The 13,370-nt window shown below is 61.6% G+C and carries 9 protein-coding genes; all 9 read left to right on the top strand.

Annotated features, from left to right (window positions below; translation table 11 throughout):
* The first annotated feature begins 169 nt into the window (after nt 1–169).
* Nucleotides 170–1,561: a hypothetical protein gene (locus tag GGQ85_RS11770; protein ID WP_309774664.1), complete on the top strand. Its 1,392-nt coding sequence runs from the start codon at nt 170–172 to the stop codon at nt 1,559–1,561.
* 162 nt (nt 1,562–1,723) lie between these two features.
* On the top strand, nt 1,724–2,827 hold the full coding sequence (ccmI, locus tag GGQ85_RS11765; protein ID WP_309774663.1) for a c-type cytochrome biogenesis protein CcmI: 1,104 nt from the start codon (nt 1,724–1,726) through the stop codon (nt 2,825–2,827).
* Between the two features lie 31 nt (nt 2,828–2,858).
* Nucleotides 2,859–3,347: a cytochrome c maturation protein CcmE gene (gene ccmE / locus GGQ85_RS11760; RefSeq protein WP_079446240.1), complete on the top strand. Its 489-nt coding sequence runs from the start codon at nt 2,859–2,861 to the stop codon at nt 3,345–3,347.
* Nucleotides 3,344–5,326 carry a heme lyase CcmF/NrfE family subunit gene (locus GGQ85_RS11755; protein ID WP_309774662.1) on the top strand — a complete coding sequence of 661 codons (1,983 nt, stop codon included), beginning with the start codon at nt 3,344–3,346 and terminating at the stop codon, nt 5,324–5,326. The genes ccmE and GGQ85_RS11755 overlap by 4 nt, the downstream gene beginning before the upstream one ends.
* Before the next feature lie 7 nt (nt 5,327–5,333).
* Nucleotides 5,334–5,897, top strand: a complete 564-nt coding sequence (locus tag GGQ85_RS11750; RefSeq protein WP_309774661.1) for a cytochrome c-type biogenesis protein — start codon at nt 5,334–5,336, stop codon at nt 5,895–5,897.
* Between the two features lie 366 nt (nt 5,898–6,263).
* Nucleotides 6,264–7,814: a Do family serine endopeptidase gene (locus tag GGQ85_RS11745; protein ID WP_309774660.1), complete on the top strand. Its 1,551-nt coding sequence runs from the start codon at nt 6,264–6,266 to the stop codon at nt 7,812–7,814.
* A gap of 321 nt (nt 7,815–8,135) precedes the next feature.
* Entirely contained in the window at nt 8,136–8,873 is a 738-nt protein-coding gene (locus GGQ85_RS11740; RefSeq protein ID WP_079446244.1) for a response regulator transcription factor, read from the top strand.
* Nucleotides 8,874–8,944: 71 nt separating this feature from the next.
* The gene (locus GGQ85_RS11735; RefSeq protein WP_309774659.1) at nt 8,945–10,405 is read left to right on the top strand and encodes an ATP-binding protein; all 1,461 of its coding nucleotides are present in this window, start codon (nt 8,945–8,947) and stop codon (nt 10,403–10,405) included.
* Nucleotides 10,402–13,365 (top strand): bifunctional [glutamine synthetase] adenylyltransferase/[glutamine synthetase]-adenylyl-L-tyrosine phosphorylase, encoded by a 2,964-nt coding sequence (locus GGQ85_RS11730; RefSeq protein ID WP_309774658.1) that lies wholly within the window; start codon nt 10,402–10,404, stop codon nt 13,363–13,365. Before GGQ85_RS11735 ends, GGQ85_RS11730 begins: the two co-directional genes overlap by 4 nt.
* Nucleotides 13,366–13,370 lie beyond the last annotated feature (5 nt).

The raw sequence follows: 13,370 nt of genomic DNA, 5'->3' as shown, positions 1-13,370 counted from the left end.
TCGGAGCGGGATTGTGATTTTATTTGAGGTATTTTCTTCACGCGAACCGGTATCCCGTTGTCTCGAAAGTCCTCTGGCCTTCTGCAACGCATCCTTAAGACCGTCTCTGATATGACACGCTACGGGCTTTCCGGTGCCCGCGCGATCGTTCGCGCGAAGATGTGCGTGCATGGACCAGACCTCGATTGAACGGCTGAAGGACTATCTCGCGCAGCTTCCGCCGAAATCGCAGGCGTTGCTTATGCGAGAGTTCGAGCGCGCGGCGGAGCGCGGCGAAGATGCCGCGGTCGCCAACCTTGTACTCGATCAGCTGCGCCGGATCGTCCGCAGATCGGGTGACGGCGAGCAGCGGAATGAAGACCCGGCTCAACATCTGTTCCGTCATCTGAATCCGTTTCTTGTGGAGGACGGCGTCGTGTTACGCCCCGGGCAGATCCGGCGCACCTCGCTCATGCCGGTCTGGCAGTGGCTGGCGCGCGAGGGTGCACCGGCCGCCGCGCACGCGTTCGAGGCTGCGTTGGCGACTCAGATTGGATCGACATCCGATATCGAGGCGGCCGCGCGGACTTTTCAGCTGGCCGCGGCAGCCGCGATCCAGCGGACCCTCACGGATCGTTCCGATATGGATCGCCAGCGCGCACTTGGTCGCATCGGAGCCCCCAGCGTCGTTGAAGATCTGGCCGCAATCGGAGCGGTTCTGAACGCGCGCGATGCCCTCGACACCCTAAATAGCCGGCTGCCGAGTTTTCTGCACATCTTCGGCGAGTCGCAGATCGCCTCCGTGATGATGGCGCTTAATGTTCCTTCCCTGCAAACGCCGCTGGCCTTGCCGTTTGCATTGTCGCTGGTGATGCAGCGGTTGTCCGCATCGTGGCAGATCATCCGCCTGGCGGTCCGGGTAGCGGGTTCGGACGACGAGATACGAGTGGCGGCGACGCCTTATGGCGTGGCGGTCAAGATGGCGCTCGACGATCTGTCGCAGACGTCCGCAGGCTTGCGGACCGATATCCGGCGCGGCCGGTTCGAGAATGTCTCCCAACACTTGAAGACCTTGCATGATGGCGTTCGCGGGCTGCGGACCGAACTCGATATCCGCTCCGATTCAAACTGGGGTCGTCAGCTCGCGGCGATCAGGGTCAATATTTCCGAGGTTCTGCAATCGGAAATCGAGGGCGTCTCCGGCCGCGTGCGGCGTCTGCTGCGTCAGCGGCCCGACAAGGACATTCCATCCGGTGCGCAGCTCGACCCGATCGAGGTCGAGGAAACCGCCGCGTTGATCGATTTCGTCGCGGTGTGCCGGAACTACGCCAGCGAGCTGGCTATCAACGAAGTCACCATGCGGACCTATTCGGATTTGCAGCATTACGTCGAGCGGACCGCCGAAACACTGGTCGAATCGCTTCGCAACGGTGATGAGCGTGTCCGCGCATTCCGCCAGCAACAGGTCAAGGCGGTGATCCGCTTCTGCGAGGTTCTGTTTGGTCAAGACTATTCGTCGCTGATGAGCCGGGCGGCAGAACAAGCGCTCACGGTCGAACGCAAATCATCGCGGGCGGGGTGAGCAGGCAGGGGCGTTTCTGAATAAACTCCATCAAATCATGCGGTTGTGGATGTTTGCCGCCGATTGTGCCGCAATTGTCAATTGCGTCCTTTTCCCAGTCGTGATGTAACCCGGCCATCGGATCGGCCGTTTCCGTCGCCGGTCCAACGGAACCCTGATGAGATGACGTTGTGGTTTGTGTTCGCGCTGATGACCGCCGGAGCGGCTTTTGCGGTGCTGTGGCCCCTCGGCCGGTCGAGTAAGCGGCGAACCTCGGGTGGCAGCGAGACCACAGTTTACCGCGACCAGCTGGCAGAGGTCGGACGTGATGCCGCCGCGGGCCTGATCGGCGAGCCAGAGGCGGCTGCGGCGCGAGTCGAGATCGGACGGCGGCTCCTGGAGGCGGCTGATGTGGAAAGCCATCAGCCCCAAGAGTCGAAACTCTGGCTGCGTCGTGCGGTGGCGGTCGTAGCGCTGGCCGGGATACCGTTGCTGGCGTTCGTGATCTACCTTCCCCTGGGATCGCCCCAACTGCCTGATTTCCCCCTTGCGGCGCGCATTCAAACGGCCGATTCATCGCAGTCCCTCGACAACCTCGTGGCGCAGGTCGAATCGCACCTGGAAAAGAATCCCGCTGACGGCCGGGGCTGGACCGTTTTGGCGCCGGTGCTCGCAAAACTCGGTCGCTTCGATGAGGCAGCGCGCGCCTATCGCAACGTGATCACGTATGAGGGCGAAACCGCGCAACGCCGCGCCGAACTCGGCGCAGCGATGACTGGGGCTGCCAATGGTATCGTCACCGCCGACGCGAAAAACGAGTTCGAACGGGCGGTCGCGCTGAATCCCCAGGAAGTGAAGGCACGCTTTTTTCTCGGAATGGCCGCGGAGCAGGACGGCCGCACGACCGACGCGGTCAAGATATGGAAGGCCCTGTTGGCCGATGCGCCTGGGGATGCGCAGTGGCGTGCGACCGTACAGGAGGCGCTGGCGCAGGTCGGGGACGGCGCGCCTCGTCCGACGGACGAAGCGGTGGCCGCGGCGAACGACATGAATGAAGCGGATCGCACCGCAATGGTTCACAGGATGGTCGACCGGCTTGCTGCGCGCCTGAAGCAGGACAGCAACGATGTTGAAGGATGGTTGCGGCTGGCTCGCGCCTATATGGTGCTCAATGAGCCGGAGAAGTCGCGCGCCGTGCGCGATGACGCGCGCCGCGCGCTCGGGCAGAATGAAGCAGGTTTGCGCCAGCTCAACGAAGGGTTCAAGGCGCTCGGGATAGATGGATGATCGAGGTATTTGCTTTGCGCGCAGGTGAAACATGACTCGCAAGCAGCGGCGCTTGACGATGATCGGCGGATCGCTCGTGGTGCTCGGTATCGCAGCCGCGCTGGTGCTGAATGCACTGCGCGACTCCATTGTGTTTTTTTCGACGCCGATGATGGTGTCGGAGAAACACATTCAGCCGGGGCAACGCTTCCGGCTGGGCGGACTGGTGCAGACTGGCTCGTTGGTCCGCGGTGACAATCTCGCAGTGACATTCCAGGTGTCTGACGGAAGCGCGACTCTCCCGGTGACCTACAAGGGCATTCTACCCGATCTGTTCCGCGAAGGGCAGGGTGTGGTCGCCGAGGGGGCGCTCGATAGGTCGGGTGTGTTCCAGGCCGACACCGTGCTGGCTAAGCACGACGAGACCTACATGCCGAAGGAGGTCGCTGATGCCTTGAAGAAGCAGGGGCATTGGAAGGACGATTATGGCGCGCAGGCCGGAGCTGTTGAGGCCTCGGGCAAGCCGGAGGTGTCGCAATGATCGCTGAGATCGGACATTACGCGCTGGTGCTGGCGCTCGGGCTCGCCTTGATACAATCCGTGGTTCCGATTATCGGTGCGAAACTGCACGACGGCGCGTTGATGAACGTGGCGCGCTCGACCGCGCTAGCGCAATTGCTGTTTGTCGCTGCTTCGTTTTTTGCGCTGGCGACACTGTACGTCGTTTCCGATTTCTCGGTCGTCAATGTCTTCCAGAATTCCCATTCGCTGAAGCCTTTGATCTACAAGATCACCGGCGTCTGGGGCAATCACGAAGGCTCCATGCTTTTGTGGGTGACGATCCTCGCGCTGTTCGGCGGACTGGTCGCCGCGTTCGGCAATAATCTCCCGCTGACGCTGCGCGCCCATGTGCTGGCGGTGCAGGGCTGGATTGCGACCGCGTTCTACCTGTTCATCCTGTTGACATCGAACCCGTTCATGCGGATCGCCAACCCGCCGATGGAAGGCCGCGATCTCAATCCGGTGTTGCAGGATATCGGGCTCGCGGTGCATCCGCCGATGCTGTATCTCGGCTATGTCGGATTCTCCATCGCGTTTTCCTTCGCCGTCGCCGCTCTGATCGAAGGCCGCATCGATGCAGCCTGGGCGCGTTGGGTGCGGCCATGGACGCTGGTGGCGTGGATTTTCCTCACCCTCGGGATCGCGATGGGGTCGTACTGGGCCTACTACGAACTTGGCTGGGGCGGCTGGTGGTTCTGGGATCCGGTCGAGAACGCCTCGCTCATGCCGTGGCTGGCGGGTACGGCGCTGCTGCATTCTTCGGTGGTGATGGAAAAGCGCAACGCGCTCCGGGTATGGACCATTTTGCTCGCGATCCTGACCTTCTCGCTATCGCTGCTCGGCACCTTCCTGGTTCGCTCGGGCGTGCTGACCTCGGTCCATGCCTTCGCCACCGACCCGACGCGTGGCGTCTTCATCTTGCTGATCCTCTGCACCTTCATCGGCGGCAGCCTGACCCTGTACGTCTGGCGTGCCTCCGCGTTGAAGCAGGGCGGACTGTTCGCGCCGATCTCGCGCGAGGGTGCGCTCGTGCTCAACAACCTGTTCCTGACCACCGCCTGCGCCACGGTCTTTATCGGCACGCTGTATCCGCTTGCGCTCGAGGTCATCACCGGCAACAGGATTTCGGTCGGCGCGCCGTTCTTCAACCTGACGTTCGCACCCTTGTTCGTTCCGCTCCTGATCGCGGTGCCGTTCGGGCCGCTGCTGGCGTGGAAGCGGGGTGATCTGCTCGGCGCTTCGCAACGGCTGATCGCCGCCGGCGTCGGCAGCGTGATCGCAGTGGCCGTGCTGTTGGCGTGGACACGGGGCGGCAGTACATTTGCGCCGCTGGCGATCGGGCTGGCGGTGTTCGTGATTCTCGGGGCCCTTTGCGATCTCGCCGAGCGCACCAACCTGTTCCGTGCGTCGCTGGCGGTGTCCTTGCGCCGGGCGAAGGGGCTACCGCGCTCGGCCTGGGGTACGGTTTTCGCCCACGCCGGCCTCGGAGTGGCCTTGATCGGCATCGTCTGCGAAACCACCTGGAACACTGAATACATCGCCTCGATGAAGACGAACGATGTAGCGCAGGTCGGTGGCTACAGTCTGACGTTCGAGGGTACGACGCAGCAACAGCGATCCAACTATCGTGAACAGATCGCGCGCTTCACCGTCAGTCGAGACGGCCAGCCGATCGCGGTGATGACGCCGTCGAAGCGTAACTTCACGACGCGCCCGGCTTCGACTACGGAAGCGTCGCTGCTGACGCGGGGCGTGAGCCAGCTCTACATCTCGCTCGGTGATGCCTCCGCCGATGGATCGATCGCGGTGCGCATCTACCACAAACCAATGGTGCTGTTGATCTGGTTTGGGCCGGTTCTGATGGCTTTTGGCGGCGTGCTATCGCTGTCAGACCGCCGTTTGCGGGTCGGGGCGCCGAAACCGGCGAAGTCTGGCCACGCCCTCCAGCCGGCGGAGTAAGGCCGCCATGCATGAACTCGTGCAAGCATTATCGTCGCTACGCAGACGGTTCATTGCACCGAGCAGGTTTCTGCCTGTTTTCGGCGCCGCCTTTTGTTTTGTGCTCGTGGTGGTGTCTTCCGCTCATGCGGTGCAGCCTGACGAGATCATGTCCGACCCCGCACAGGAATCGCGCGCGCGCGACCTGTCGCGCGGGTTGCGCTGCATGGTGTGCCAGAATCAGTCGATCGACGATTCTTCGGCGCCGCTGGCCCGAGATCTCCGTCTGCTGGTGCGCGAGCGCATCGCCGCTGGCGACAGCGATCAGCAGGTGCGGGATTTTCTGGTGGACCGTTATGGCGACTTCGTCCTGCTGAAGCCGCCTTTCGAGACCAGCACGCTGGCGCTTTGGCTTCTGACTCCCATTCTTCTGGTCGGCGGCGGACTGGTGCTTTGGGGATACAGCCGGCGGCGGTCGAAAGCGTTGAAGGCGGCCCAGGATACGCCGCCGCGATTGAGCGAGGAAGAAGAGGTCCGGCTCGCGAAGCTGGTGGCGACGGAACGCCCTGCGGGTGAGACGTCCAAGGGTTGAGTCGACTTCAACCTCATCTGCGTTGACATGATCGCATCCTAAACCGCGTACGATTTTTGGGATCGTGCTCCAGCGAGCGGTTTTTGGCTTTGTGTTCTGGAGTGCGACGGTTGACGACCCAGTCAGCTCACAGCGGCTCCGAGCAAAGTGTCAAAGGGTTCGCGAGAAAAAGCGGAGAACTCACTTCAACTCCATCAGAAGCGGAAACTCCTTGATGTGCGCCAAACCGCCGCATGAGGGCGCTTGCTGTTGTTACGAAACATTAATTTCACGGCCAGCGTGCCGTAAGGTGCAAATACCCATCTTCAGGGACATGAAGTGCTGGTTTTCAGCACCTATATCAAATCTGTCTCTGGAGATTTTCGCATGATCGACTTGCCGACCTCTCAGTTAAACCCCGCTCGTTCTAAAGTCACCGCGCGCAAGTTCGCGTTGATGGCGTCGGTCGTCGCGGGCGTCGGCGTAGCCGTATACGGGTTTAACCCTTCCGCAGACAAAGCCGAGTTCTTCACCAGTCCCGCCCATGCGCAGGTGAACACCGATGTTAGCAAGGTCGCGCAGCCTATCGGCTTTGCCGACATCGTCGAGCGCGTGAAACCATCGGTGATTTCGGTCAAGATCCGTATGAAGGAGAAGGCGGAAGCCGGCGGCGAGGAATGGTCGTTCCAGCCGGGTTCGCCGATGGAACGTTTTTTTCGCCGCTTTGGCGGACCGGATGGTCTGCCTCCAGGAATGCGTGGCCGGCGTGGCCATGGCCTCGTAACAGGGCAGGGCTCCGGCTTCTTCATTTCGGCTGACGGGTATGCGGTAACCAACAACCATGTGGTCGACGGCGCCGACAAGGTCGAAGTCACGACAGACGAAGGCAAGACCTTCACCGCCAAGGTAATAGGGACCGATCCGCGCACAGACATTGCTCTGATCAAAATCGAGGGCGGCTCTAATTTCCCGTTTGCAAGACTGTCGGACGACAAAGTGCGGATTGGCGATTGGGTTCTCGCGGTCGGTAACCCGTTCGGTCTTGGTGGCTCAGTGACCGCCGGCATCGTATCCGCCAGCGGTCGTGACATCGGCACCGGTCCGTATGACGACTTCATCCAGATCGACGCCCCGGTCAACAAGGGCAACTCCGGCGGCCCGGCTTTCAACATGAAGGGCGATGTCATCGGCGTGAATACCGCGATCTATTCGCCGTCCGGCGGCAGCGTCGGCATTGCGTTTTCGATTCCCGCAAACACGGTGAAGAGCGTCGTCGCTCAGCTTAAGGACAAGGGCTCGGTGAGCCGCGGATGGATCGGCGTCCAGATCCAGCCGGTGACATCCGACATCGCCGATAGCCTCGGTCTCAAGAAAGCGGAAGGCGCGCTGGTGGCGGAGCCGCAGCCCAACGGCCCGGCGGCCAAGGCGGGTATCCAATCCGGCGACGTGATCACCGCCGTCAACGGTGACCATGTCAGGGATGCGCGAGAACTGGCGCGGACCATCGGCAGCTTCGCACCGGGAACGTCGATCAAGCTGAATATCCTGCACAAGGGCACGGACAAAGTCGTCAATCTGACGCTTGGCACCCTGCCCAACACTGTGGAAGCCCGGGCTGATCTCTATGGCGATCGTGACTCATCGCACGACAGCGACGTTCCGAGGCTTGGCTTGAGCGTTGCGCCGGCGGCGTCAGTGGCGGGTGCTGGAACGGAGGGTGTTGTTGTCGTCGACGTGGATCCAAAAGGCGCGGCGGCCGATCGCGGGTTCAAGGAAGGCGACGTGATTTTGGAAGTTGCGGGAAAGAGTGTGTCCAACTCGGCCGACGTACGCGAGGCAATCAAAGCGGCACGCGCGGACGAGAAGAACAGCGTTCTGATGCGGGTTCGCACTGGCAGCACGGCGCGATTCATCGCGATACCGATCGCGAAGGGCTAAGCCTGATGCCGAAACGTGAATCTGGTTTTTGAGTAGGATTATGCCCGATCGATAAGGCTCAGTCTGGTTCAGCGCAGTTCAACCAGACTTGAAGTACGAGCCTTGCGGGAGATGGGAAGCGTCGTCGGCATCAGTCGCCCCCCGCCGACGGCACTTTCCGGGGAGCGGGTCAAAAGCCCGTTCCCTTGAGTTACCTTCCGATGGGAAAAGCCCCCCTCCGTCGGAAGGACTAGGGCGGTGAAGTTGCCCCAAGCTTCACCGCCCGTTTTTTGCGTAGTGGGGTCTGGTCTTGCAGTCTTGCGCACGGGGCATGAGCACGCCATGGTGATGGAAAGACAATACCTCTTGGACAATTCCAGTAGCCAGATGCGCCTGCTGATCATCGAGGACGATCGCGAGTCCGCAGACTACCTCGTGAAGGCGTTTCGCGAGGTCGGACATGTCGCGGATCTCGCCAGCGATGGTGAGGAGGGGCTCTCCCTTGCCGACGGTGGGGATTACGACGTGCTGGTGATCGACCGGATGCTGCCCAAGCGCGACGGGCTTTCCGTGATCGGTTGCCTGCGCGACAAGGGTATCCGGACTCCGGTGCTCATCCTCTCTGCGCTTGGCCAGGTTGACGATCGTATCAAGGGCTTGCGCGCTGGTGGCGACGACTATTTGCCGAAACCCTATTCATTTGCCGAGTTGTTGGCGCGGGTGGAGGTTCTGTCGCGCCGTCATGGCGGCCGGGCTGAGGAGACCGTCTATCGCGTCGGCGATCTCGAACTCGACCGGCTGTCGCATCGCGTCGCGCGGGGTGGGGAGGAACTGACGCTGCAGCCGCGTGAATTTCGTCTCCTGGAGTATCTTATGAAACATGCGGGTCAGGTCGTGACCAGAACCATGTTGCTCGAGAACGTCTGGGATTATCATTTCGATCCGCAGACCAACGTTATCGACGTGCACGTTTCGCGGCTGCGCTCCAAGATCGACAAAGGCTTCGAGCAGCCCCTGCTGCACACGATCCGAGGCGCTGGATACATGATACGTGATGGTGTTCACTCATCCCGAGCTTGAAATCATAGATATCCGTAACAGCGTGTCGATCAATGGACGGCAGTAACCCTATGGTCCAAGAGTGACGATCCGTGACGGCGTTCGGTAAGCTGTTCCGTACCACGGCGTTCCGGCTGACGTTGGTCTATCTGCTGTTGTTCGCGCTGTTTGCGGCCTCCCTTCTCGGGTACTTCGCCTGGAATACTCGCCGCCTGATCACCGATCAAATCACGGCGACAGTCAGCGAGGAAATCGACCTGCTCACGGGCGTGTTCAACCGCCGCGGCTTGCGCGGATTGGTTGGCGCCATTGAAAATCGGGCGTTGCGGCCGGGCTCCAACCTTTATCTGGTGACGACGCCGGCAGGACTGGCGGTGGCGGGCAATGTCGGGTCGCTTCAGCCCGGTGTGATGGAGACCGCTGGCTGGGCCCAAACCGCCTATCGCCGGTTGGACGAGCAGGACCAGGCCCATCACTACGCGCTGGTGCGCGTGACCGAACTGTCAAACCATTTCCGGCTTCTGATCGGCCGCGATCTGGAGGAGCGGCATCGCATTATCGGCGTGGTTGCTTCGGCCGCGCAGTGGTCGCTGCTGATCGTCGTGGTCCTCGGCCTTTGCGGCGGCATCTTCGTGGCGAGGCGGGTGCTGCACCGGATCGACGCTATGACCGGGACCACGAAGCGCATTATGGCCGGCGACTTGAGCGGCCGGCTTCCGGTCGGTCGTAGCGGCGACGAACTGGACCGGCTGGCGGAAAACCTCAATGCGATGCTCGAACGCATCGAAGCGCTGATGAATGGATTGAGGGAGGTGTCCGACAATATCGCCCACGATCTCAAAACGCCGCTCACGCGGCTACGCAATCGCGCCGAGGAAGCGCTCGCCAAGTCCGGCAATGAAAGCGATTATCGCGCGGCATTGGAACAGACTATCGAGGAATCCGATGGTTTGATCCGCACCTTCAATGCGCTCTTGATGATCGCCCGGGCGGAATCCGGACATGCACGTGACCACATGGCCGATTTCGACGCGGCAGTGGTCACGCAGGGAATTCACGAACTCTACGAGCCGCTAGCCGAAGACAACGGGCTGAAACTCCGCGTTCAGACCGAGTTTGCGCCGCTGCATGGCAATCGCGAACTGATAAGCCAGGCGCTTGCAAACCTCGTCGAAAATGCGATCAAGTACGGGCAGCCGGCCAAGCCTGCGCAGCCGCCCGACGCGGATGAGGCCGCGGCCGGCGGCACGATACTGATCGAAGCTCGCCATGACGGCGATCGGATTATTCTCGCCGTAACCGACCATGGCTGCGGAATTCCCGAAGCCAACCGCAAGCACGCGGTCGAACGGTTTGTGCGGCTCGAGACCAGCCGGACCCTGGCGGGATCCGGGCTCGGTCTGAGCCTGGCGTCGGCAGTAGCCAAGCTGCATGGCGGCGATCTCACGCTCGACGATGCGCAGCCGGGTCTGCGCGCCACGCTGTCGCTCCCCGCGCGAAGCGCCTCAGGGCTTGCAGCCCCGACGGTGGACGTGCAACAGATTGATGCATGATTTCATCCGTTAAGGGCGACGCGGACGCGGCCTGTCTGGCGGCGCGTCTTGCGGACGGACCAAAACTGTTCGCGCCTATCGAGACCGAACGCCGGCTGGAAGATTGGCTGTCCGATCTGACACCGCAGCAATCGGGCGAGATCAGGACGCTGGCCGGTACATTTCCGCAGGTCAAAGCCATCCTGCTCGGCATCGCGGAGTCCTCGCCCTATCTTTTTGATCTGATGTGCTCCGATCCCGACCGGATGCTTCGCCTGTTACAAGGCGATCCCGAAGGCCGTCTCGGGCGGCTGATCGCCAAGATTTGGGAAGCAGCGGAGGCCGCCGATGAAGCCGAAGCCATGCGGCGGCTTCGAGCGGTCAAGGCGGAGGCCGCGCTGTTGATTGCGTTGTGCGACGTCGGCGGGGTATGGCCGGTGATGCAGATCACGGCGGGATTGACCGACATTGCCGTCGCCGCGGTTCAGAGCGCGTTGCGATTCCTGTTGCGGCAGGAGACGGGGCGTGGCCGTTTGAACCCTCCTGATCTCGACTATCCAGAAGGCGGCAGCGGCCTGGTGGTGCTCGCAATGGGCAAGATGGGCGCCGGCGAACTCAACTATTCCAGCGACATCGATCTGATCGTGTTTTTCGATCTTGCGGCTCCGACGCTCGCGAGCGGGATCGAGCCGCAGCCCTTCTTCGTGCGCCTGACGCAGGGACTTGCGCGCCTGCTGCAGCAAAGGACCGGTGACGGTTATGTTTTCCGGGTCGATCTGCGCCTGCGGCCGGATCCCGCGTCAACGCAGGTCGCCGTCTCGACCGTCGCCGCGCTCGACTACTACGAGCGGGAAGGACGGACCTGGGAGCGTGCCGCCATGATCAAGGCGCGACCCTGTGCTGGCGACCAGAAGGCTGGCGAGATCTTGATCGCGGAGATATCGCCCTTTGTCTGGCGCAAGCATCTCGATTTCGCGGCTCTTGCCGAAGTTCACGACATGAAACGGCAGATGCAGACCTTCCGAGGGCAAAGCGAGATCGCGGTCGAAGGCCATAACGTCAAGATCGGACGCGGCGGTATCCGCGAGATCGAGTTCTTCGCGCAGACGCAGCAGTTGGTGGCTGGCGGGCGGCACCCCGAATTACGGGTGCGTCCCACGCTCGATGCGCTGAATATTCTCGCTTCAAGCGACTGGATCACCCATCAGGCCCGGGATGAACTGACCGCCGCATATCTGTTTCTGCGAAGGGTCGAGCACCGCATCCAGATGGTCGCCGATGAGCAGACCCACGCTCTGCCCGCGGACGCCGAAGCGATGGAGCGGTTCGCTCGCTTTCTGGGGTTTGAGGATCGGGCGAGTTTTGCCGCAGAGCTGCTGGCGCACCTGGATTGCGTGCAGGGACACTACAGTCGGTTGTTTGAGGGCGACCCCGCGGGTGCAGAAAAGCTCCCGGTCGCGGATTACAGGTCCGGACCCGACGACCCGCGACTTCTCGATCATCTCACGAAGCTCGGTTTTAAGCAGCCGAGAATGGTTGCCGACACCGTCCAGCAATGGATGGCAGGCGGATATCGAGTCCTCAAGGCCGAGACGACGCGTATCGCGTTTGAAGCATTCGTGCCGACGCTGATCGACGGTTTGGCCCGTGCCGAGGAGCCGGATAGCGCCGTGGTCACGTTTGATCGTTTCCTGCAAGCGCTGCAGCGCGGCGGTCGGCTGATATCGCTGCTGAGCCAGAACAGGGATCTCGTCGCGCTGGTTGCACTTGTGCTCGGTGCGGCGCCACGTCTCGCTGATATGCTGGCTCGACGGCCCCAGATCATGGACGGGCTGATTGATCCTCGCTTTTTCGGCGCCATGCCGGATCGGCTTGAGTTGTCCACGCGGCTCTCGGCCACGCTCCAAGACGCGGATTCCTACGAGGAATTTCTCGACCGGATACGGCTGTTCGGCCAGGAAAGCCTTTTTCTAATCGGCACCCGCATCCTGTCCGGTACCGTATCTGCGCGGCAGGCGGGACATGTGTTCGCCGATGTTGCCGAGGGTATCGTTGATACCGTGCATGGGCTGGTGAATCACCAGTTCGTAAATCAATACGGCCAGATCTCCAGGCAGGAGACTGCGATTGTTGCGATGGGCAAGCTTGGCGGTCGCGAAATGACTGCATCGTCCGATCTCGATCTCATCCTGCTGTATGATTTCGATTCCGATCATCCGGATTCCGACGGGGCGCGGCCGCTGCAGGGCGCGCAATACTTCGCGCGCTTCACCCAGCGTCTTATCAGTGCATTCACCACCCGAACGAACTACGGCGTTCTCTACGAGGTCGATATGCGGCTGCGCCCGTCAGGGCGTTCCGGTCCCGTCGCCTCGCATATCGATTCATTTGCCGAATATCAGGAGCATGAGGCGTGGACATGGGAACACATGGCGCTGACGCGGGCGCGTGTGATTTCGTCGTCGCCCGACTTTTGTGAGCGGATCGAGCGAGTTATTCGCGATATCCTGATGCGACCGCGCGACGCCCGTCTTATCGCCAGCGATGTCGCGGAGATGCGCCGCGCGATCGCGCTGGAAAAAGGCGAGGACGATATATGGGACCTGAAAAATGCCGCTGGAGGCATGGTCGATATTGATTTCATCGCGCAGTATCTTCAACTCGTGCACGCTGCGGACATGCCGGACATTCTCAACGTCGATACCCAGCAGGCCCTTGATAACGCGCAGCGGCTTGGCGTGCTGTCGTTGCCGGATGCGGAAATCCTGCGGCCAGCAGCGCGGCTCTATCACGACCTGACCCAAATCCTGCGGCTCTGTGTCAGCGACAAATTCAATCCGGAAACGGCAGGCGATGATCTGTTGCCGGTGCTGGCGCGAGCGGGGGACGCTCCCGATTTTTCGGCGCTCGAGGCGCGCATTCGCGATACTCAGGCAGATGTGCGTGCCGTATTTCTCAGATTGTTAGAAGGCAAGACTTGAGCTGC

The organism is Nitrobacter vulgaris (assembly GCF_031453995.1).
In the GTDB taxonomy this organism is placed as follows: Bacteria; Pseudomonadota; Alphaproteobacteria; order Rhizobiales; family Xanthobacteraceae; genus Nitrobacter; species Nitrobacter vulgaris.
The sequence above is the reverse complement of the archived record's forward strand: the minus strand, read 5'-3'. Positions and strand labels throughout refer to the sequence as shown.